The 22,017-nt window shown below is 73.8% G+C and carries 16 protein-coding genes and 1 tRNA gene; 9 read left to right on the top strand and 8 right to left on the bottom strand.

Annotated features, from left to right (window positions below; genetic code table 11):
* Nucleotides 1–110: 110 nt before the first annotated feature.
* Nucleotides 111–201: transfer RNA gene (locus ACFZDA_RS30265), tRNA-Ser, on the bottom strand.
* A gap of 211 nt (nt 202–412) precedes the next feature.
* Here ACFZDA_RS30265 and ACFZDA_RS30260 point away from each other — a divergent pair.
* A complete protein-coding gene (locus tag ACFZDA_RS30260) occupies nt 413–979 on the top strand; it encodes an SSI family serine proteinase inhibitor (RefSeq protein WP_391087764.1) in 567 nt (188 codons plus the stop codon).
* A 334-nt stretch (nt 980–1,313) separates the two neighbouring features.
* Nucleotides 1,314–6,233, top strand: a complete 4,920-nt coding sequence (locus ACFZDA_RS30255) for a PAS domain-containing protein (RefSeq protein WP_391087761.1) — start codon at nt 1,314–1,316, stop codon at nt 6,231–6,233.
* A 124-nt stretch (nt 6,234–6,357) separates the two neighbouring features.
* Here the strand turns inward: ACFZDA_RS30255 and ACFZDA_RS30250 are convergent, their stop codons facing one another.
* Nucleotides 6,358–6,936, bottom strand: a complete 579-nt coding sequence (locus ACFZDA_RS30250) for a TetR family transcriptional regulator (protein WP_391087757.1) — start codon at nt 6,934–6,936, stop codon at nt 6,358–6,360.
* A 130-nt stretch (nt 6,937–7,066) separates the two neighbouring features.
* On the opposite strand from ACFZDA_RS30250, the gene ACFZDA_RS30245 reads away from it, so the two are divergent.
* Nucleotides 7,067–8,278 carry an MFS transporter gene (locus ACFZDA_RS30245; protein ID WP_391087754.1) on the top strand — a complete coding sequence of 404 codons (1,212 nt, stop codon included), beginning with the start codon at nt 7,067–7,069 and terminating at the stop codon, nt 8,276–8,278.
* A gap of 33 nt (nt 8,279–8,311) precedes the next feature.
* On the opposite strand, the gene ACFZDA_RS30240 is transcribed toward ACFZDA_RS30245, so the two are convergent.
* The 5 genes from ACFZDA_RS30240 to ACFZDA_RS30220 all read right to left on the bottom strand — a co-directional run bounded on the left by ACFZDA_RS30240 (nt 8,312) and on the right by ACFZDA_RS30220 (nt 13,299).
* Nucleotides 8,312–9,955 carry a long-chain-fatty-acid--CoA ligase gene (locus ACFZDA_RS30240; RefSeq protein WP_391088109.1) on the bottom strand — a complete coding sequence of 548 codons (1,644 nt, stop codon included), beginning with the start codon at nt 9,953–9,955 and terminating at the stop codon, nt 8,312–8,314.
* A gap of 156 nt (nt 9,956–10,111) precedes the next feature.
* On the bottom strand, nt 10,112–10,672 hold the full coding sequence (locus ACFZDA_RS30235; protein ID WP_391087751.1) for a SigE family RNA polymerase sigma factor: 561 nt from the start codon (nt 10,670–10,672) through the stop codon (nt 10,112–10,114).
* Between the two features lie 133 nt (nt 10,673–10,805).
* The gene (locus ACFZDA_RS30230) at nt 10,806–11,978 is read right to left on the bottom strand and encodes a lipid-transfer protein (RefSeq protein ID WP_391087748.1); all 1,173 of its coding nucleotides are present in this window, start codon (nt 11,976–11,978) and stop codon (nt 10,806–10,808) included.
* Entirely contained in the window at nt 11,975–12,358 is a 384-nt protein-coding gene (locus tag ACFZDA_RS30225) for a MaoC/PaaZ C-terminal domain-containing protein (protein WP_391087745.1), read from the bottom strand. Before ACFZDA_RS30225 ends, ACFZDA_RS30230 begins: the two co-directional genes overlap by 4 nt.
* Complete coding sequence (locus ACFZDA_RS30220; protein ID WP_391087742.1) at nt 12,355–13,299, bottom strand: OB-fold domain-containing protein; 945 nt, start codon at nt 13,297–13,299, stop codon at nt 12,355–12,357. Before ACFZDA_RS30220 ends, ACFZDA_RS30225 begins: the two co-directional genes overlap by 4 nt.
* A 186-nt stretch (nt 13,300–13,485) precedes the next feature.
* On the opposite strand from ACFZDA_RS30220, the gene ACFZDA_RS30215 reads away from it, so the two are divergent.
* Genes ACFZDA_RS30215 through ACFZDA_RS30205 form a run of 3 tightly spaced genes read left to right on the top strand, consistent with a single transcriptional unit; the run spans nt 13,486 to nt 15,385 of the window.
* The gene (locus tag ACFZDA_RS30215) at nt 13,486–14,352 is read left to right on the top strand and encodes a bifunctional DNA primase/polymerase (protein ID WP_391087739.1); all 867 of its coding nucleotides are present in this window, start codon (nt 13,486–13,488) and stop codon (nt 14,350–14,352) included.
* Nucleotides 14,353–14,386: 34 nt separating this feature from the next.
* Nucleotides 14,387–14,851, top strand: a complete 465-nt coding sequence (locus tag ACFZDA_RS30210) for a hypothetical protein (protein ID WP_391087737.1) — start codon at nt 14,387–14,389, stop codon at nt 14,849–14,851.
* 9 nt (nt 14,852–14,860) lie between these two features.
* Nucleotides 14,861–15,385, top strand: coding sequence for a DinB family protein (locus ACFZDA_RS30205; RefSeq protein ID WP_391087734.1), 525 nt, complete (start codon nt 14,861–14,863; stop codon nt 15,383–15,385).
* Nucleotides 15,386–15,810: 425 nt separating this feature from the next.
* Here the strand turns inward: ACFZDA_RS30205 and ACFZDA_RS30200 are convergent, their stop codons facing one another.
* Entirely contained in the window at nt 15,811–20,055 is a 4,245-nt protein-coding gene (locus tag ACFZDA_RS30200) for a hypothetical protein (RefSeq protein ID WP_391087732.1), read from the bottom strand.
* 335 nt (nt 20,056–20,390) lie between these two features.
* On the opposite strand from ACFZDA_RS30200, the gene ACFZDA_RS30195 reads away from it, so the two are divergent.
* The 3 genes from ACFZDA_RS30195 (at nt 20,391) to ACFZDA_RS30185 (ending at nt 22,007) form a co-directional block, all read left to right on the top strand.
* Complete coding sequence (locus ACFZDA_RS30195; protein WP_391087729.1) at nt 20,391–20,882, top strand: hypothetical protein; 492 nt, start codon at nt 20,391–20,393, stop codon at nt 20,880–20,882.
* 105 nt (nt 20,883–20,987) lie between these two features.
* Nucleotides 20,988–21,236 carry a 4Fe-4S domain-containing protein gene (locus ACFZDA_RS30190; RefSeq protein WP_391088106.1) on the top strand — a complete coding sequence of 83 codons (249 nt, stop codon included), beginning with the start codon at nt 20,988–20,990 and terminating at the stop codon, nt 21,234–21,236.
* 9 nt (nt 21,237–21,245) lie between these two features.
* Nucleotides 21,246–22,007 carry a PIG-L family deacetylase gene (locus ACFZDA_RS30185; protein ID WP_391087726.1) on the top strand — a complete coding sequence of 254 codons (762 nt, stop codon included), beginning with the start codon at nt 21,246–21,248 and terminating at the stop codon, nt 22,005–22,007.
* Nucleotides 22,008–22,017: the final 10 nt, after the last annotated feature.

Raw genomic sequence — 22,017 nt, 5'->3', positions numbered from 1 at the left:
CCGTTTGCCATACCCCTTGTGACCTGCGGAAATGGCCTCAGAGGCGTATCGGTGACGGGGGCGGTGACAGCGAAGCCCCGGTCGGGTGACCGGGGCTTCGTGATCAGGTGCGGAGGCGGAGGGATTTGAACCCTCGATGGGCTTTAAGACCCAAACCGCATTAGCAGTGCGGCGCCATAGACCGGACTAGGCGACGCCTCCAGTGCACATCCTCCCGCGCGAGCGCGAGTCGGTGCGTGCCGATGATGACACAGTCGAGCGTGCTGTCACCAATCGACCCCCACGGTACTAGGCGGGAAGGTCGCAGGGCAAAGGCCTTGTGGGGGTGTGGGGGCGGGCGGGTGTGCGGTGGAGTCGTGCGGCGCCGCCGACCGGCGCGCAACGTAGTGGGCCGCGCCGCGTTAGTCAGGTCATGTCGATCTCACATGCCATTCGCCGGGACGGCCCCGCAAACGCGTCCCGGACCCCTCAGACCCCCGGTGACTTCCCGTCCACCGCCCGTCCCGGTCTGCGGCGGCTCGTCGTCGGTGCCGCCGCCTCCGTCGCCGCCTTCGGGGCGCTGGCCGCGGTGTCCCCGGCCGCCGCGTATGCCCAGGCGGGCCCGTCCCCGGTCCGGCCCGGCGGGGGCCAGGGCGCGGACCGGGACCATCTCACCGTCGCCGTGCGGAACGCGGGCAGTGGGCTCGACGGGACGTACGAGCTGTACTGCGGGCCCGACGGCGGCAGTCATCCCGACCCGCGCGGGGCCTGTGCCGCGCTGGAGCGGGACACGCGGTGGGGGACGGACGTCTTCGCACCCGCCCCGGAAGGCGGCTTCTGCACCATGCAGTACGGCGGGCCGGCCACCGCGCATGTCACCGGCACCTGGGCCGGACGGCCCGTCGACGCCACGTACGACCGCCGTGACGGCTGCGGAATCGCCCGCTGGGACCGGCTCGTGCCGCTGCTGCCGGACATGGGGTCCCGGAAGCGCGGCTGAGGGAGGCCCGTGGCGAGTGCGCCCGTGGCGACGCACTCGCCTCCTCGCCCTATCCGGCCACCTCATGGCCCCATTCGGCCACCCGGGCGAAAAGGTACAGAAACACTGCCCACGTAAAGGTCCCGCGAAGGTCCCGCGACGTCGTCGCAGGAGGGCGGGCGTATGACGGTTACTCGGACGTCAGTTCGGGGTCACTTCCTCGGGCGACCTCACTCCCATCCGGCGTCGCGAGCGCAACCGCAGCCCTTAGACTCCCTCGCGTGACACGCTGCGGGACGGTTGGCAAGATGGCCCGAGCGGTCGGCAAGGTGCGGTAACAGGGAGGAAGCGTCTCGTGAGCAGCAGGCCATCCCGAGGCGCTGCTCGCCTCGCAGCCATACTGGACGCCCTCCCCGACGCGTTGGTGCTGGTCAACGCCAATGGCACGGTCGTCAACGCGAACACCATCGCCCTGGAGGCCTTCGAGACGCCGGGGACCGCTCTGGTGGGGCGCGGGCTGCTCGATCTGCTGCCGCAGTTCGACTCCAAGCTCATCCCCGGGTCCATGCGGCGGCCGGAGCACCTCGATCCGCATGCCCGGACCAAGCCGACCCGGATGATCGCGCGCAGGACGGACGGGACGGAGTTCCCCGTCGAGGTCACCAGTGCGAATCTGGAGAACGGGCAGCAGGCCTACGACGGTTACGGCTACACCGGCGACGAGCTGCTCATGCTCGTCGTGCGCGATCTGTCCGGGACCGTGGACACCGAGGCCGAGCTGGCGCGCTCGCAGCGGCAGACCGAGATGATCCTGCGGGCCGCGTCCGAGGGCGTCGTCGGCACCGACACCGACGGGCGGATCGTCCTCGTCAATCCGGCCGCCGCTCAGATCCTGGGTTACCGGGCCAGTGATCTCGGCGGGCGTGAGCTGCACACGCTCGTGCTGCACTCGCGTGCCGACGGGTCGCCCTTCCCGTACGAGGATTCGGCGCTCGCCGACACCCTGCGCTCCGGGCGCAAGCACCGGGTGCGCGGGCAGGTGCTGTACGCCAAGGACGGCGGCAAGGTGCCGGTCGATCTGACGACCGCGCCGGTACGCGACGGCGAGCAGCTCGTCGGTGCCGTGATGACCTTCACCGACCGGCGGCCGTACGACGCCGTCGTCGAGGAGAAGGAGACGGCGGCGAAGCGCCACGAGGAAGAGCTGGAGCGGATCGCCGAGGAGCACGCCTCCGAGCTGACCGCGCTGCGCCAGCAGCACGTCACCGAGCTGGAGGAGCTGCGCGAGCGGCACGCCGAGGAACTCGGCGCGAACGAGGAACGGTACGCCGCCCTCGGGGAGCGGGAGAAGGACCGGTACGAGGCGCTCGCCGCGCGGCACGAGCAGCTGCTGACGCTGCTCGGGCGGTCGCTGCGCGGGCCGCTGGAGGAGCTGCGGCGCGAGCTGGCCGCGCTGGCGGCGGACGACGCCGGGCAGCTGTGGCCCGAGGCCAACCAGGTGCTGCACCACCTGTCCGCCGGCTATTCGCGTATCACCACCCTCATCGACAACGTCCTCGGCTACCAGCGGCTCGACGCGGGCGGTGAGGGCATCTCCCGTACGAAGGTCATGCTGGACGCCGTCGTCGCCGCCGGTGTCGACGGGGCCGTCGAGCTCATCGGGCCCGGGCGGGTGCAGTTCGCCGTGCACGCGCCGCCCATCGAGGCCGAGGTCGATTCCCGGCTGCTCGCCACCGCCCTCGCGCATCTGGTCGCGGACGTGGCGGGGGTCGACGCGACCGGCAACACGCCTGTGTCGGCGGGCGGTTACCTGGACAACACCGTCGTGGTGGCGGCGGCGCAGCGCGGCGAGGTCGTACGCATCGAGGTGCGCGGGCCGTACGCCGGCGGCGACACCGTGCACGAGCCCATCGTCCGCGGGATCGTCCGGGCTCACGGCGGCGTGCTCCAGACGCATGAGGTGCCGGGGATGAGCGGTAACGCGTACGTCCTCGAAGTGCCGATCGGGGGCGGGGCCGGAGCCGTCGCCGCGGAGGCGGCCGACCAGGCGGTCGACGCCGTTGACGACAGTGGGCAGACGTCCGGTGGGCAGACGTCCGGTGGGGGGCGGCGCCGGGCTCGGCGGGCCACCACCGATGCCTTCCTGGACGGTGACGTTCCTGCTGAGGATGAGGGGCCTGGTGGTGCCCCTGGGTCCGGTGCCGAGGGGGCTGCGCCCACCGGGCGGCGGCGGAGGCGGGCCGCCGGGGAACCGGCTGCTCTTCCCGCGCAGGCTTCCGGTGAGGGTGCGGCCGTGTCGGGCGGTACCGGGCGCCGGCGGCGTGCGGCCGAGGGTTCCGGTGCGGCGGCGGCCCTGCCTGTCGGAGGTGCCGTCCAGGGTGTCGCCGAGGGGGCCGTCGTCACGGCCGCGGAGCATGCGGCGGGGACCGCCGCCTCGGGTACGGGGCTGGGCGGGACCGTGCCGCCGCAGGGCGTGCCCGCGCCCTCCGGTCGGCGGGCCCGGCGTGAGCCCGGTGAGCAGCACGCGCTGCCGCCTGCGCTGCCCGCGCCGTCCGGCGAAGCGGCCGCCGGGGCCGCCGATGCGCCCCAGAGCCAGGAACAGGGACAGGGACAGGGGCCGGGTCAGAGTCAGGCTTCGCAGCCGGGCGGGCGTCGGCGGCGGGCGCTGGCTGCCGCAGCCGAGCGGGCGGCTGCGCAGGAGGCGTCGGGGCCGCGTCCCGTGTTCGCCCTGCCGCCGGCCGAGGCGGATCAGGCCCCGGTCGGGCCGGCCGGCCATGCCGGCCCGGGGCAGCAGGTCGCGACAGGTGGTGTGCCGGGTCAAGGGCAGGTGCCCGGCCCGGTGCAGCAAGTCGCGCCAGGTGGTGTGCCGGGTCAGGGGCAGATGCCCGACCCGGGGCAGCAAGTCGCGCCAGGTGGTGTGCCCGGTCAGGGGCAGGTGCCGGACCAGGCGCGCGGGGGCGTGGCGGTTCACGGTTCGGCTGCCGATGCCGACGGTGCCGGGGTGGCCGAGGAGGGGCGGCACGACGCCGTCCCGCACGACCAGTCCGGCGATCACACCCCGCCCCAGCCGCATCCCACGAGTGCGCCGACCGGGCGTCGGCGGCGGGCCGTGGCGGCTCAGCCGGCCGATGGGGCCGGAGCGCAGGCGCCGGGTACGGCGGGTGCGGTGGCTGGTTCGCCGGTGCAGGGTGTCGGACAGCAGAGCCCCGGGCAGCAGGCTTCCGGGCAGGAAGGTCCCATGCCCGCCGGGGCCGTGCGGGGGGTTCCCGCGCAGCAGGATGTCGCGGCCGTGCCGCCGCAGGGCGTGGCGGTTCCGGCGCAGGGGAACGCCGTTCATCCCCAGGGGAACGTCCCCCAACCGCAGGGCACCGCGCTCCCGCCCCAGGGCGTCGCCGTACCTCCGCAGGGCGTGTCCGTCCCCGCCCCGGGCGGTCTCGGGCACAGCGTGCAGGCCGCGGCCCTCCCGGGGCAGGCGCTTCAGCCGGTGTCCCCGAACCAGCCCCTCGGCGCACAGCCTCTGCCGCAGCAGCCCTCCGCCGGTCAGCCGCTCCCCGCCGAGGCCGCCCCCGGACAGGGCACCCCGGCGCAGGGCACCCCGGCGCAGGGCTCCCCGGCGCAGGGCACCGCCGCCCCCGGAGCCCCGGCCCAAGGCACCCCTGCCCCCCAGCCCCAGCACTGGCCCGCCGCCGACGACAGCTCGGGGGCCGGTGTCGCCGTACCGCCGAACGGGTCGGCGCAGTCCGTACCGCCGAACGGCGTGGCCCAAGCGGCACAGGCGGCACAGTCCGTGGCCCCCAACGGCGCCACCCGGCCCGTACCCCCGAACGGCACCCCCGCGGCCCAGGCCCAGACCCAGGGAGCGACCCCGGCCCCCGGCACCCCGTTGCCCCCGGAGGGCGCGGCGGCGCAGGCGCATCGAGTGGCTCAGCCGTTGCCCGCGGAGGCGGCCGCGCCCGTCGACCCGAATTCCACGCAGGGGCGGGCGATCAGCGTGCGGACGCTGGGCCAGGGTGTGCCGTTCAACCGGCAGGCGGCCCAGGTGCAGCAGCCGTCGGGCATGCCCGGCGCGCGTCCCCCGGCCGGTTCCGTACCGCAGGGGCCGGGCGCGCCCGTGCCCCAGTCGTCGGCGACACCGCCCCCGCACCAGTCGGGCGGATCGGGCCGGCGCCGCAAGCTCGGCACGCCGCCCGACCCGGCCACGCGGACGGACGGGGCCGGCCGGACCGACCAGGCCTCCCGCCAGGAGCCCTCACCCCGGCCGGAGCACGCCGCGCGCCCGCATCCGGCCGCCGAGCCGACTCCCGCGCAGGGCACGGGACAAGGCACCGCACAGGGCACTACGCCGGGCACCGCCCCGGCCCCCGCGCCCGTCCCGGCGCAGCCGTCCCTCGCCGGTCAGTCGCGGCTCGCGCAGATGACCGAGGGCGGTGGACGGTCGTACGCCATAGGCGCGCCGGACGAGAACGCCGCCGAGGGGCCGGAGCCGCTGGACGGGCCCGGCGGCGCCGTCGAGGTGGCCGATCCGCCGCGGCCGCAGCCGATGGACGACGAGTTGCCGCCGGAGCCGCTGGACAACCCGCGGCGGCTGCTGGTGTGGCCCGCGCCGGACGTCAGCACCTCGCAGGCGCTGAGCGACCGCGGCTACCGGCCCGTGATCGTGAACTCGCGCGAGGAGGTCGACGCGCAGATCGCGGCCTTCCCCGCGGCGCTGTTCGTCGACCCGCTGACCGGGCCGATCACGCGCACGGCGTTGCAGTCGCTGCGGCAGGCCGCGGTCGCCGCCGAGGTGCCGGTGCTGGTCACGGCCGGACTCGGGCAGGCCTCGCGGGACGCGGCGTACGGTGCCGATCCCGCCGTCCTGCTGAAGGCGCTGGCGCCGCGCGACAGTGAGCAGCACCCGCCGCGCGTGCTGCTGATCGAGGAACACGCGGAGATCGCGCTCGCGCTGACGGCGACGCTGGAGCGGCGCGGGATGCAGGTCGCGCGGGCGGCGAGTGACGCCGACGCGGTGACGCTGGCGGGGCAGTTCCGGCCGAACCTGGTCGTGATGGACCTGATGCAGGTGCACCGGCGGCAGGCCGGGATCGTGGACTGGCTGCGGGCGAACGGGCAGCTCAACCGCACCCCGCTCGTCGTCTACACGGCCGCCGTCGACCAGGCCGACCTGCCGCGGCTGGCCTCCGGCGAAACGGTGCTGTTCCTCGCGGAGCGGTCCACCAGCGGCGAGGTGCAGACCAGGATCGTCGAGCTGCTCTCCCGGATCGGGACCAACTGACCCGGACCGACCGGCCCGGGCCCGGGACCGACTGGCCCGGACCGACCGACCCGGATCGGGACCAACTGACCCGGACCGACCGAGCCGGGCCCGGGACCGACCGACCGGGGCCTGTCCGAGTGCCCTATCGGGCGGTCAGGCGCCGCGCCGCCTCCTTGACCGACCTGCGCAGGCGCTCCCCGTCGGAATCCTCGACCCCGACCAGGATGCGCCGCATCTGCGGCACGACCACGGTCCAGTTGGCCAGGGCCGTCAGCAGGAACAGCAGGTCGGCCGCCGGGATGGCGTCGGTGACGACTCCGCGGTCCTGGCCGTCCTGGAGAGTGGCGACCTTGCGGGTGTAGTGCTCCTGGCGGTCGGCTTCGTGGGGCAGTTCGTCGCTGCCGTACTCCAGGCCCTCCCAGAAGAGCAGGCGCAGCAGTTCCGGGTGGGCGGCGTGGTAGTCCATGAGGCGGTCGACCCAGCCCTCGATGTCGTCCGGGTCGACGGGGACGGCCTCGGCGAGGTGGAGCATCTTCTTCTGGAGGACGATCGCGAAGAGCTCCGCCTTGTTGCCGAAGTAGGCGTAGATCAACTGCTTGTTGGCCTTCGCCTCGGCGGCGATGCGGTCGATGCGGGCTCCGGCGATGCCGTGCCGGGCGAACTCGGCGACCGCCGCCTCGAAGATCCGGGCCTTGGTGGCCTCGGGGTCCCTGACTGCCATGGGGGAGAGGGTAGCGCGCCGAGTAACCAACGCGTTGGTTGACAGGGAATCGCAGGGCGGCCCACACTGTTGCCCCATTGTCCAACCAACCAGTTAGTTGTTAGAGCCGACTCCAAGGAGTCCTCCTCCCATGCCGTCAGCCACCACAGCCCCGACCACGTCCCGCCCGGCCGGCACCGCCGCCAGCGGCGGGGCACCCGCGCCCTCCCCCGGTCTCTTCCTCACCCTGATCGCGGTGTGCAGCGCGGTCACCGCCGCCAACATCTACCTCGCCGCTCCGCTGCTCTCGCTCATGGCCGACGACTTCGGCTCGGCGCCCTCGGCCATCGCCTGGATCGCCTCGGTCGCGCAGCTCGGCTACGCGGTCGGCCTGCTGTTCTTCGCCCCGCTCGGCGACTGCGCGAACCGGCGCCGGCTGGTCGGCGGGCTCACGCTCGTCACCGCTGCCGCGCTGGCCGCCAGTGCGGCCGCCCCGGGGGTCACCGCCCTCGCGGTCGCCATGTTCGTCGCCTCGGCCGCGACCGTCATCCCGCAGTTGCTCGTCCCGCTGGTCGCCGAACGCGCCCCGGCCGAGCGGCGTGGGCGCCATGTCGCGGCCGTCATCGCCGGCCTGTTCGCCGGCATCGTCGCCGCCCGGGTGCTGGGCGGACTGGCCGGGCAGGCCTTCGGGTGGCGGTGGGTGTTCGCGGGCGCGGCCGTGCTCACCCTCGTCCTGGGGCTCGCGACCGCCCTCGTCCTGCCGTCGCAGCGGCGGCGCGAAGGCCCGCTGTTCGCGGGGCTCGCCGCGCTGCCCTCGGTGCTGCGCCACTCACCCGACCTGTGGCGCGCCTGCGTGCGGCAGGCCGGGATGTTCGGGGCGTGGAGCGCGCTGTGGACCTCGCTGGCCCTGCTGCTGACCGGGCCGGAGTACGGGCTGTCCACGGCGACGGCCGGGCTCTTCGGACTGTTCGGGCTGACGGCGAGTGCGGTGGCGCCGCCGGCCGGCGGGCTCGTGGACCGGTTCGGCGCGGCGCGTGTCGTGCGGTCCGCGTATCTGCTCGCCGCCGTGTCCGTGCCGCTGTTCTGGCTGGGCGGGCACACGCTGGGCGCGCTGTTCGCCGCCGCGGTGCTGATCCACGCGGCGCTGGTGGCGTCCCACGTCGCCAACCAGACCCTCGCCCTGACCGCCACGTCGACCCCCGCCACCGCCAACACCGCCTATGTGGTCGCCGGTTTCGCAGGCGGCGCCGGCGCCTCGGCCGCCGCCGGGTTCGCCTTCAGCGACTTCGGCTGGGGCGGGGTGTGCGCGGTGGCGGGCGTGTGGCTGGTGCTGGGGTGGGGGCTGACCGCCGTACGACGGTGACGGCGGTCCAGGCCACCCGGGTGTACCGCGGGCTCAGAGCCGGGTGATGTCCAGCTCCCCCTCCGCGTACTGCCTGCGCAGCACCTTCTTGTCGAACTTGCCGACGCTCGTCTTCGGCACCGCCTCGATGACCGTCCAGCGCTCGGGGAGCTGCCACTTGGCGATGCCGCCCTCCTCGGCGAGGAAGGCGCGCAGGGTCTCGAAGGTGGCGGTGGCGCCCTCCTTGAGGACGACCGTGGCCAGGGGGCGCTCGCCCCACTTCTCGTCGGGGACGGCGACGACGGCCGCCTCGGCCACCTCGGGGTGGGACATGAGCGCGTTCTCCAGCTCCACGGACGAGATCCACTCCCCGCCGGACTTGATGACGTCCTTGGCCCGGTCGGTGAGGGTGAGGTAGCCGTCGGGGGAGATCGTGCCCACGTCGCCCGTCTTGAGCCAGCCGTCCTCGCTGAACTTGTCGGCGGGGCGCAGGGGGTCGGCGCCCGGGCCGTTGTAGTAGGCGCCCGCGATCCACGGGCCGCGCACCTCCAGCTCACCGGCCGACTCGCCGTCCCACGGGAGGCGTTCGCCGCCCGGGCCGGTCAGCCGGGCCTCGACACCGGCCGGGAAGCGGCCCTGGGTGAGGCGGTAGGCGAACTCCTCGTCCGTGCCCACGACAGCGGCCGGGGGACGGGCGATCGTGCCGAGCGGGGACGTCTCCGTCATGCCCCAGGCGTGGCAGACCCGCATGCCCAGCTTGTCGAAGGCCTCCATGAGGGACGGCGGGCAGGCCGAGCCGCCGATGGTGACCTGGGTGAGGGAGGAGACGTCGCGGGGGTGCGCGGTCAGCTCGGCGAGCAGGCCCTGCCAGATGGTCGGGACGGCGGCGGCGTGGGTCGGCTTCTCGCCCTCGATCATCGCGGCGAGCGGGGCCGGCTGGAGGAAGCGGTCCGGCATCAGCAGGTTCACGCCGGTCATGAAGGTCGCGTGCGGCAGCCCCCACGCGTTCACATGGAACTGCGGCACCACGACCAGCGAGGTGTCCTGGTCGGTCAAGCCCATCGACTGGGCCATGTTGACCTGCATGGAGTGCAGATAGATGGAGCGGTGGCTGTAGACCACGCCCTTGGGGTCGCCGGTGGTGCCGGAGGTGTAGCACATGGAGGCGGCCTGGCGTTCGTCCAGCTCCGGCCAGTCATACGCGGTGGGCTTTCCGGCGATCAGGTCGTCGTACTCGTGGACCCGCGCGGTCGCGTCCGCGAGCAGGGAGCGGTCCCCGGGGCCGGAGACGACGACGTGCTCGACCGTCTTCAGGTGCGGGAGCAGCGGGGCGAGGAGCGGCAGCAGCGAGCCGTTGGCGATGATCACGCGGTCGGCCGCGTGGCCGACGATCCAGGCCAGCTGCTCGGGCGGGAGCCGGAGGTTCAGGGTGTGCAGGACCGCGCCCATGGAGGGGATCGCGAAGTAGGCCTCCACATGCTCGGCGTTGTTCCACATCAGGGTCGCGACCCGGTCGTCGCCGCAGACGCCGAGGTCCTCGCGCAGGGCGTGGGCGAGCTGGGCCGCGCGGGCGCCGATCTCGGCGTAGGAGCGGCGGTGCGGTTCGTCCTCACCGGTCCAGGTGGTCACCTGCGACGTCCCGTGGATCGTCGACCCGTGGGTCAGGATCCTCGAGATCAGCAGCGGTACGTCCTGCATGGTGCTCAGCACGGCGTCCTCCCGGGCGACATTGCCTACGCGGTGGTAAGGGTTGCGCTGATTCTGCGAACATACCGCGTGGTATGTCACTAGGACCGGGCGATCGATCACCTCACGGCCCGCGACCAATCCGCTCAGTGAGACCGACACATCCGCTCAACTACGCACAAGCCCCAGCTCAGCGTCCTCACGGAGCTTGCTGATCGCGCGGGAGACGGCCGACTTCACCGTGCCCACCGAGACGCCGAGCACCTGGGCCGTCTGGACCTCGCTGAGGTCCTCGTAGTACCTGAGGACGACCATCGCCCGCTGCCGGGCCGGCAGCCGCATGATCGCCCGCCACATCGCGTCGCGCAGCGCCTGCTGCTCGGCCGGGTCGTCACCGCCGGACACCGGCTCCGGCTCGGGCAGCTCCTCGCAGGCGAACTCGTCGACCTTGCGCTTGCGCCACTGCGACGTCCGCGTGTTCAGCAGCGCCCGGCGCACATAGCCGTCGAGGGCGCGGTGGTCCTCGATACGCTCCCAGGCGACGTACGTCTTGGTGAGCGCGGTCTGCAGCAGGTCCTCCGCGTCGCTCGGGTTGCCGGTGAGCGAGCGGGCGGTACGCAGCAGCACCGGCCGGCGGGCCCTGACGTACGACGAGAACGACGGGTACGCAGGGGTCTGCGCCGCTGGGGCAGCGGCCTTCGACGCGCTGGTGCAGACGAGTGTGGTCATGGGCTCAACGCTATGAGCCGGGCCGTCATCAGCGGATCGGCCGCAGGTCCCGAAGCGGGGTCCCCCTCAGGTTGTAGGGGTAGGGTTCGCCGCACCTCCTGTAGGTGGAGCGGAGGTACCGGGGTACTGCGGGTCAACCCTGAGGATCGGCGGTCAGCACGAGCCCCGACGTGGGCACGCCCGTGCCCGCCGTCACCAGGACCCGCTCCGCACCCGGGACCCGGTTCACGGCCGTCCCCCTGATCTGCCGCACGGCCTCCGCCACCCCGTTCATCCCGTGCAGGTACGCCTCCCCCAGCTGTCCGCCGTGCGTGTTGAGCGGCAGGCGTTCCCCGGCCACGAAGTCCGGCGCCTCACCGGGGCCGCAGAAGCCGAACTCCTCCAGCTGCATCAGGACGAACGGCGTGAAGTGGTCGTAGAGGATCGCCACGTCGATGTCGGCCGGTACGAGCCCCGAGTTCCGCCACAGCTGCCGGGCCACCACCGCCGTCTCGGGCAGGCCGGTCAGGTCGTCGCGGTAGAAGCTGGTCATCTGTTCCTGCGCGCGTCCGGCGCCCTGGGCGGCCGCCGCGATCACGGCGGGCGGGTGCGGCAGGTCGCGGGCCCGCTCGACGGAGGTGACGACGAGGGCCTGACCGCCGTCCGTCTCCTGGCAGCAGTCCAGCAGCCGCAGCGGCTCGACGATCCAGCGGGACGCGGCGTGGTCGGCCGGCGTGATGGGCCGGCCGTGGAAGTAGGCCGCCGGGTTGGTCGCCGCGTACCTGCGGCCGGCCACGGCCACGTGCCCGAAGGCCTCCGGGGTCAGCCCGTAGGTGTAGAGGTACCGCTGGGCCGCCATCGCCACCCAGGAGGCCGGGGTGAGCAGGCCGAACGGCAGCGTCCAGCCGAGCGCCGCGCCCTCCGCCGACGGCTCCCGGTGCCGCACCCCGGAGCCGAAGCGGCGGCCCGAGCGCTCGTTGAACGCCCGGTAGCAGACGACCACGTCCGCCACGCCCGAGGCGACGGCCAGGGCCGCCTGCTGGACGGTGGCGCAGGCCGCGCCGCCGCCGTAGTGGACGCGGGAGAAGAAGGAGAGCTCGCCGATGCCGGCCGCCTGGGCGACCGTGATCTCGGGGCTGGTGTCCATGGTGAACGTGACCATCCCGTCCACGTCGGCCGGGGTGAGGCCCGCGTCGTCCAGAGCCGCCCGCACCGCCTCGACGGCCAGCCGCAGTTCGCTGCGGCCCGAGTCCTTGGAGAACTCGGTGGCCCCGATACCGGCGACGGCCGCGCGCCCGCCGAGCCCGTCCCGCTCTCGTGGGCTCATGCCGGAATCCTCACGGTCACGGTGCCGGTGACATGGGTGCCGATGCCGTTCACGCCGACGACCCGGACGGTCGCCGTGTCCCCGTCGACCTCCTCGACCGTGCCCGTCAGCACCATCGTGTCCCCGGGGTGGTTGGGCGCGCCGAGCCGGATCGCCACCCGGCGCAGCTCGGCCCGGGGCCCGAAGTGGTCGGTGATGTACCGCCCGACCAGGCCGTTGGTCGTCAGGATGTTCATGAAGATGTCGGGGGAGCCCTTCCGCCGGGCCGTCTCCGGGTCGTGGTGCACGTCCTGGTAGTCCCGGGAGGCGATCGCCCCGGCGACGATCAGGGTCCGGGTGACCGGGATCTCCAGCGGCGGCAGACGGTCGCCTGCGTTCACGGCGTCACCCCCTGGAAGACGGGCAGCACCAGTTCCTCGTCGTACCGCCGGAACTCCAGCCGCACCGGCATGCCGATCCGCACCTTGTCGTACGGCACCCCCACCACGTTGCTGACGATCCGCACGCCCTCCGCGAGCTCGATCAGCCCGACCGCGTAGGGAGGCGCGAAGGCCGGGAAGGGCGGGTGGTGCATGACGACGTACGAGTAGACCGTGCCCTCACCGCTCGCCTCGACGGTGTCCCAGTCCGGCGAGCCGCAGCTGTTGCAGCCCGGCAGCCAGGGGAAACGCAGGGTGCCGCAGCCGGTGCAGCGCTGGATCAGCAGCTCGTGGCGGGCCACGCCCTCCCAGAAGCCGGCGTTGTCGCGGTTGACGACGGGGCGGGGGCGGCGCTCCTGCGGCTTCTTCTGCGGCGTCAGTGGCTTCTTCGGGCGGGGGGCTGGGGCGTACTTGAGGATGCGGAAGCGGTGGGTGCCGGCGAGTTCGCCGCCCGCCCTGATGTCCGTGCGGGTGGTGACGAAGTAGCCCGGGCCCAGTTTCGTGGTCTTGCGCTCCGACACCGACTCGATCACCGAGTCGAAGGTGATCTCGTCCCCGGGGCGCAGGGGGCGGAGGTACTCCTGCTCGCAGTCGGTGGCGACGACCGCGTCATGGCCCGACACGTCGAGCAGGCCGAGGAGTTCGTCGTAGGCCGCCGTGCGTTCGGAGCGGCGGGAGAGACCTGCCATGGTCCACGCCTGGAGCATGGTGGGGGGAGCGATGGCGTCCGGGCCCGTGTACGCCGGGTTGGTGTCGCCCATGGCCTCGCACCAGTGCCTGATCATCGGCTGGTTGACGGGGTCCCGGCCGGTCCCGGTTGCGGCGGCCGGGCGGCCCTCGTAGGCCTTCAGGCGCGCCTCGAACCCCTCGTTCTCCTCGTGGATCTCCGGGTCACCGCTCACGGTTTCTGACTGTCCGTCAGATCCTGGGTTCCGTCAAGACCTCACAGGCGTTTGTCACCCCACGAAGCACACCCACACACGACGCGGGCCGACGCCGTACACCGGCCCACTCAGCTCACCACCACGCGTCGCGAGTCGCGCCCGTTCCCTCTTTCTTTTTTCGAACGTACGTACGAAACTAGTGGCATGGCCACCACCGACCGGCAGGCCACGACGCTGGCCCTCGCACACGCCCTGTCAGCCGCCGAACGCGGACTGGCCGTCATCCCCCTGTCCCGCACCAAGCTCCCGGCGCTGCGCTCCCCGCACCGCGACGACCCCGTCCCCTCCCCCTGCCACGGCGAGTGCGGCCGGCTCGGCCATGGGGTCTACGACGCCTCCAGCGACCCCGCCCGCATCCGCGAACTGTTCGCCGCGGCGCCCTGGGCGACCGGGTACGGCATCGCCTGCGGCCTGCCCCCGCACCATCTGATCGGCGTCGACCTGGACGTGAAGACCGGCTCGGACGCCTCGGCCGCCCTGCGCGAGCTGGCGCTGCGGCACCTGTTCACCATCCCGCCGACCGTGGTCGTCGTGACCCCGTCCGGCGGCCGCCACCTCTGGCTGAGCGGACCGCCCGACGTGGTCGTCCCCAACTCGGCGGGCCGCCTCGCCCCCGGCATCGACATCCGGGGCGCCGGCGGCTACCTCGTCGGCCCCGGCTCCCGCAGCGGCCAGGGCGTGTACGCCGCGGCCCCGGGGACGGCGCACCTGGCCCCCGCGCCCTGCCCGCGCTCCCTCCTTCGCCTGCTCCTCCCGCCGCCCCGCTCCCACCACCCCACGCCCCCGGCGACCGGCGGCCACGGCCAGGGCCTGGTCCAGTTCGTCCTCGCCGCGCACGAGGGCCAGCGCAACACCCGGCTGTTCTGGGCGGCCTGCCGGGCCTACGAGGACGGCATCGGCCCCGCGCTCGTGGACGCCCTGGTCGACGCCGCCCGGGGCACCGGCCTGTCCGAGCGCGAGGCCCGGGCGACGATCGCGTCGGCGGCGCGGCTGACGGGGCACCGGCCCTGAACGACGCCCCGTCCATGAGCACCGAAAGACCTCCATGCGACAGCACGCCAAACCGCCGGCCCTGGCGCTCGCCCGCCTCGTCCTGGCCTCCGGCCGCCCGGTGGATCTCGCCGAGCTGCGGTTCACCTCGACGTACGGCGACCTGCTGGAGGGCTATCCCTGCAAGCCGGTGAACGACCGGCGGATCCGCGGCCTGCTGCGCGCCGCCGAGCGGGCCCGCCCCGGCACACCGGTCCATCTGCTCCCGCCCCGGCGCGCCTACCCCGACCAGTACGCGGGCGGCCTCGGGCCCGTCGAGGTGCTGCCCGCCGTGGCCTGCGTCGGCACGTTCCACTCCACGGCTCTCGATCCGGCCCACGACCCGGTCGCCTACCGCTCCCGGCTCACCGTCGTATGGTTCCAGGCCACACCCCGGATGCCCTCGGGCTGTGACGCGGAGCCGGGGCTGCGCGACCTCGACTGGGCGGGACTGGCGCGGGACGCCCGAGCTCCTGCGTAGGCTCGCCCGATGAGCGTTTCCCGCACGGAACTGCTGCGCTGGCAGCACGAGTTGACCTGGTCGTTGTTCGAGTACCACCTGGAGCGGCTGAAACCGGAGGACTTCCTCTGGGAGCCCGCGCCGCACTGCTGGACGATGCGCGAGGGCCCCGACGGCACCTGGGTCCCCGACTGGGCGGAGACCGAGCCCGACCCGGTGCCCGTCCCCACCATCGCCTGGGTGAGCTGGCACATCGGCTGGTGGTGGAGCGTGGCCCTCGACCACGCCCAGGGCCGTCCGCCACGCGACCGTACGGACATCGCCTGGCCCGGCGAGGGCACCCCGGCCATCGACTGGCTGCGCGGCCTGCACACGCAATGGCTGACCGTCCTCGACGCGCTCACCGACCCCGGCCTGGACGCCACGGCACCGTTCCCCTGGCCGAACGACCCCCAGTACACGGTCGCGCACATGGCGGCCTGGCTGAACGCGGAACTGATGAAGAACGCGACGGAGATCGGCCACCTGCGCCTGCTGCGGGCGGCGTCGGCCTGAGCAGGGCCGGTCTTACGTCCAGAACACCAATGATCAGGGCGGTCCGTCCGCCCTGGCCGCCGCACCCGGCGGCGGTGGCGGCGGTGGCGGCGTTGGCGGCCGGTCCGGGGCGATCGGTCCGATCACGCCGTTCGCGCGGGGCGCCTCGGCGCTCGCCGGGATGGCGCAGCCGCTCCACGACGCGTTCAGCCACCACCTCGGTCCTGGCCGGCCACCCCCGGGTCCTGATGCGGCTCGACCTGCGAGCTCACCCGCCCACACAAAGGCCCGACCGCTGGCGACGGGGGATGCACCAGCGGTCGGGCTATGGCCAAGGGTAACAAGCGCTTGTCCATGGAAACCGACTGTTCGTCAGTAAAGCCAAAGTTGTGACTCGTATCACTCAACTGCCGTGACAGCGCGGTCTGTTGAACGACCGGGCCCCGTCAGGGCCCGCACGGCGGGTCGTAGGACAGCCGGGGCAGGTACTCGCTCCAGGTCTCCCGCGTCAGAACGCCCCGGGTCATCGTGCAGACGCGGCGTGCGGCCGCTTCGACGTCCAGGTTCCACAGCCGGATGGTGTCGGTGCCGCTCGACACCCCGATCATGTGGCTGGTCGGGCTGAACGCCAGGAAGGTGCCGGCGTTCTTGGCGTTGGGGCTCATCGACTGGCCGATCGCGGTGGCCCTGGCGGGGTCGGAGAGGTTCCAGAGCCGGACGGTGCTGTCGTTACCGCCGCTGGCCAGGGTGTGACCGTTGCGGCTGAACGTGAGTGACACGACCGCCTCCGTGTGACCGGTGAGGCTCTTGCGCTGCGAGGCCCGCTCCGGGTCCTCCATGTCCCAGAGCCGGACGGAGTTGTCGTCGCCGCCGCTGGCCAGCGTCCGCCCGTCGGGGCTGTAGGCGAGGACGTTGACGGCGCCGAGATGCCCCGTGAGAGGCGCGCCGCGCAGGACGGCACGCCCGGGGTCCGTCACGTTCCACAGCCGGATCGTCCCGTCGGCGCTGCCGCTGGCGAGCGTACGGCCGTCGGGGCTGAAGACGAGGGAGTTGACGTACCCCTTGTGACCGGTGAGGTGCGCGCCGAGCGGGCGCGGACGGGACGGGTCGCGGATGTCCCACAGCTGGATGGTGCGGTCGTCGTCGGCGGTCGCCAGCAGGCGCCCGTCCGGGCTGAAGGCCAGCGGGTCGGCGAACCGGATGTGCAGGGGGACGGGTGACCCGTGAGGGGCGGGACGGTCCGGATCGCCGACGTTCCACAGCTGCAAGGCCCGGTTCCCCGTCACCACCCCGACGGTGCGGCCGTCCGCGGAGAACTCCAGGGAGCGCACGCCCCCCTTCGGCAGAAACGGTTCGCCGATGGGCACGGGCCTGCCGGGCCTGCGCACGTCCCACAGCCGGACCCGTCCGTCCAGCGCCGCCGTCGCGAGCACCCGCCCGTCCGGCCGGAACACTCCGGTCCGGCCGATCATGTCCGCCGTCGGCAGCGCCCACAGACGGACCTTGTTGTCGCCCGACCCGGTGGCCAGCGTGCGCCCGTCGGGGCTGAAGCCGAGCGCGTACATCTCGCCGCTGCTGCCCGCCAGGGGCGCGCCGACCTGCGACGGGTACGCCGGATCGTCGACCTTCCACAGACTCGCCGTGCTGTCCGCGCTGGCCGCGGCGAGCATGCTGCCGTCGGGGCTGAAGGCCACGGACCACACCGCGCCCGTGTGGCCGGTGAGCGGCGCTCCGACCGCGGCCGCGTGCCGCCGGTCGGCCACGTTCCAGAGCCGGACGGTGTTGTCCGAACTTCCGCTGGCGAGCGTATGACCGTCCGGGCTGAAGGCCACGGAGTGCACGGTGGCGGTGTGGCCGGTCAGCGGCTCCCCGACCGGCTCCGGACGCCGGGGGTCCGCCACGTCCCACAGCCGGATCGTGCCGTCGTCGCCGCCGGCCGCCAGCGTCCGGCCGTCCGGGCTGAACGCCACCGACCGCACGGCGGCCTCGTGCCCGGTCAGGGGCGTGCCCAGCGCCCGCGGCCGGCGCGGATCGGCCACGTCCCACAGCCGTACGGTGCGATCGTCGCCGACGGAGGCCAGCGTACGGCCGTCCGGGCTGAAGGCGACCAGGTAGATCGTGCCCTCATGGCCGGTCAGGGGCTTGCCGAGCCGCTTCGGGTGGCCGGGGTCGGTCACGTCCCACAGCCGGATCGTGCCGTCGTCGGAGGCGCTGGCGAGGGTATGGCCGTCCGGGCTGAAGACCGCGCTGCTGACCCAGCTGGTGTGGCCGGTGAGCGGCTTGCCCAGGGGCTTGGGACGCTTCGGGTCGGTCACGTCCCACAGCCGTACGGTCCGGTCGTAGCTGGCGGTGGCGAGGGTGCGGCCGTCCGGGCTGAACGTCGTCAGGTAGACGGCGCCGCTGTGGCCGACCAGTGGCGTGGACAGCGGGGCGTTCACGATGGAGATCAGGCGGCTGTTCGCACCCTTGTCGTCCGGCCGCAGCCCGTGCGCCACCAGGTCGAGCTGCGCGGACAGCGAGGGGTCCGTGTACTGGACGCGATCCGCCTGGGCGAGCACCTGTTCGAACACGGCGTCGTCCCGCTGCTGCCAGGCGACGACGGCCGCCCCGACGGCCAGCACCGCCAGCACGACCAGGGTCGCCACCGCGCCCCGGCTGAGCCAGATGACGCGCCGGCGCAGCCGGACCGAGGCGGCCAGGAACTCCACCGCGCTCCGGGTCAGAAACGTGTCCCCGGCGGATTTCGCCCACCCGTGGGCCTGTTCCAGCCGGGAGCCCCGGTAGAGCAGCGAGGTGTCGCGGTCCGACTCCTCCCAGGCCCGGCCGTCCTCCTCCAGGCGCTGGCGCAGCAGGTTGCCCTGCCGGTCGTCGTCGATCCAGTCGCGCAGCCGCGGCCAGGCGTGCAGCAGCGCCTCGTGGGTGATCTCCACGGTCTCCGCGTCCAGCGTCACCAGCCGGGCGCGGACCAGCGCCTCCAGGGACTCCTCGGTCTTGCCGGGGTCGGTCGACTCCTCCGCCAGCTGGCGCCGGGTGCCCCGCCTGCGCGTGGCCTGGGTGTCCTCGCCCAGCCGCACCAGCCGGAGCAGGAGCAGCCGGGCCGCCGTGCGCGCCGCCGGGTCGAGACCGGACCAGGCCCGCTCGGCGGTCGCCGCGACCGCGCCCTGGATGCCGCCGGCCGCGCGGTACCCGGCGAGCGTGAGCCGGCCCGCCTTCCTGCGCTGCCAGGTGGCGAGCAGGGCGTGCGAGAGGAGCGGCAGCACGCCCGCGTCGTGCGCCCCGCGCGGGCCGTCGGCACTCACCTCCCGGACGATCAGTTCCGCCAGGCCCGGTTCGAGCTCCAGGCCGACGGCCTTGGCCGGGCCCGTCACCGCCTCGCGCAGCTCCGCGGTGGTCAGGGGGCCGAGCACCATGTGCCGGTGCTGGAGCGCGTCGGCCAGCTCGGGATATCTGAGGCACTGCTCGTAGAAGTCGGCCCGTATGCCCAGCACCACGACCGCCGGGGCCGGGCCGCCGTCGCCGCCCGGCGAGCAGGCGGCGTGCAGGACCTTGACGAAGGCACGCCGCTCCGCCTCGTCGGCGCAGAGGGTGAACGTCTCCTCGAACTGGTCCACGATGACGACCGGCCGCGCACCGGACGGCGCCTCGCGCCGCGCCCAAGCGGCGACGGCGGCGCGCACGTCGGGGCCCCTCGGGACGCGTGGGCCCACGGCGGTGGGAACGGCGGGGTCCTCCGCGCCGGGCGCGCCTTGCGTGACCACGGCCGGGACGACCGGCCCCAGCTCGGGGATGCACCGGGTCAGCTCCGCCAGGGGGTGACCGCCGGGCACGAGCTGCACGACCGCCGTCGTGTGGGGGGTCGGGGCCTCGCCGGGACGGTCGCCGACACCACCGACACCACCGACACCGCCACCGCGGTCGCTGCCACCTCCGTCGCCACCGCCGCTGTCGCCACCAGTGCCATAGGCACTACGGTCGCCGCCGCCACCCGCGTCGCTGTCGCCCTCGGCGCTGCGGTCGCCACCGCCGCCACGGGCACCGGCAGCACCGGCACTACGATCGCCACCGTCACCCAGCGCCCCGTCCCGAAGGGCGGGCACCAGCCCGGCGTTCAGCAGCGAGGACTTCCCCGCCCCCGACGCGCCCACGAGCATGACCAGGCCTCCGGTCCCGGCCACTACCCGGAGCTGGGCGACGAGCGCCTCCGTGCTCCGCTGCCGGCCGAAGAACCACCGGGCGTCCTCTCTGCGGTACGAGGCCAGCCCCCGGTAGGGGCACACCCCGCCGGGCGGCACGGGCGGGGCCCCGGCGTCCGGCCGCTCCCGCTCCGCGGAGTCCGGGCCGCGCTCGCCGGCCGGACCGGCCACCGCCGCTTCCCACAGCCGCTGCCACTGACCGAGGTCGTACAGGCCGGGGGAGACCGGCGTGGGCCGCGCACGCCGCGCCTCGGGGATCAGCACGTGCAGCACCGCCGCGAGGGCGGTGAACTGGGCGGGTACGTTGCGCGCCCGGCGCCAGTCGCTGATGCGCTGCGCGGACACCCGGACGGGACGCCCGCGTTCGTCGACCCGCTGGAGCCGGACGACCGCTTCGGACACCCGCTTGAGCGGAGGGTTCCCGGCTTCCTTGTACAGCAGTGCGAGGCGCTCCGCGAAGGCGGTACGTGCCCCGGAGTCGGAACCCAAGGTCTCCACTCCTTAACTCTCCGCGCCTGGACGTCCGGACCGGAAAACTCACTCTATATGCCTGACCTGCGGCAATACCGCCCACCCGGAACCGGAGACTCCTCGTCGGCGGCCGAAACTGGCAGGATCCGGACGCAGCAGCGCACTCATCCGGTCAACTTCCAGCGAAGTCGGGCGACGTTGACCCCACCGTTCGGCACCGGTCCCCACGAGGGGAGGGACCGGTGCCGGACGACGTGGTGATCCTCCCCAGCGGACCGCGCCCTCCAACCCTGGATAACTGACGGAACGTCAGTTATGGTCGCCCTGCCGTTGCCGACGAGCGACGTACAGGGGTGAGCACAGTGGAAACACGTCCCGAGAGTCCGAGCCCGCAGGGCACCCCGCGCTGGGTGGCGATGTACTACCGGCCGGCCGAGCAGACCTGGCGTGCCGCCGCGGAGTCACCCCACCGCTCGCCCGTCATGCACGCCCTCGGTGAGATGACACAGACCCTGCGCGCGCGTGGGGACGAGGTGGCCTTCGCCCTGTGGGGACCGAAGGACGGCGACTGGCACCGTTTCGACACGCCACCGCAGTCCGCCACACACCCGCAGCAGGCCGCCGCGTCCCGCCCGACCCCCGAAGCCCCTGCCGCCGGACCGCCCGGACCGGCCGGACTGGCGGAACGCATGACCGGTCGCCGCCACCAGGTCATCATGTCGGGGCTGAGCAAGGCGGGCCTCTACGACCTCTCCCTCGAGGACGAGGCGACGGTCCAGGCCCTGGCCGAACGACTCGACGAGGCCGCCGTACGCCGGGTCGCCCACTGGCTCGCGGCGGCCGGAGCGCGGTAGGGGGGCCGGTTCGGCCGGCCTCGCGCTGGGCAGTCGACATCTCGGGTCCACCGGCTTCCGGTACCGGCCGGTGGAGGACGAGGGGGGACGAGGGGGATGAAGGCAATGAAGGGGCACCAGGTCTTCAAGGTCTCTGTCGACCGCGAGCTCTGCTACGGCTCCGCCGAGTGCGTCCACAGAGCCCCGGCGGTCTTCGAGTTCGTCGACGGATTCGGTGTCGTCCGCCCGGGCCGCGAAGAGGCGGGCGACGCCCCGGAGATCCTGGAGGCGGCGGAGAAGTGCCCCAGCCAGGCCATCAGCATCACCGGCACCGGCACCGGCACCGGCACACCGTCGTCGCCGGACCGGCAGTAGCGAGGGCCGATGCCGGTACCGAGCCTGCTCGCGGTCTTCGCCCACCCCGACGACGAGTCCCTGGCGGCGGGCGGCACCCTCGCCCGGCACGCGGCTGCGGGCGCCCGTACGGCGGTCGTCACCGCCACCTGGGCGGCGGACACCCCGCGCGCCGCGGAACTGGCCGACGCGCTCCACATCCTCGGCGCCGGCCGGCCACGCCTGCTGGGCTACGCCGACTCCCGCGTCCCGCGGTCGGCCCCGGGCAGCCCGCGGCTGTGCGACGCGCCGCTCGACGAGGCGGTGGGCATCCTGGTCGCCCGGATCCGGGACTTCCGTCCGGACATCGTCGTCACCCACGACGCCTACGGCGGCCTGCCGGGCCACGAGGACCACGTACACACCCACCGCTTGACCCTGCTGGCGGTCCACGCCGCCGGATTCGAACGCCTCTATCCGGACGCCGGTGAACCCTGGCAGCCGAGCGCGCTGTACCTGTCCACGCACCCGCACTCCGCCGTCCGGGCGTGGGGCGGCCACCTGGCGCCCACGGGCAAGACGATGCGCACGGTCCCGGACGACCGGGTCACGGCCACCGTCGACGTCACCGACTGGCTGGACCGGAAGATCGCCGCCGTGCTGGCGCACCGCACGGAGGTGGAACGGGGAGCCGCCCCGGGCCTGATCGCCGCGCTGCCGGGGCCCGAGCGGGAGCGGTTGCTCGGTACGGAGTGGTACATCCGCCATGACCTCACCGGGAAGGCGCCGGGGGAGACGGAGCTCAGGCCGTAGGAGGTTGATC

The organism is Streptomyces sp. NPDC007991 (assembly GCF_042958445.1).
Classification (GTDB): domain Bacteria; phylum Actinomycetota; class Actinomycetes; order Streptomycetales; family Streptomycetaceae; genus Streptomyces.
Note: the sequence above shows the minus strand (reverse complement) of the source record. Positions and strands in the feature narration are given on the sequence as shown.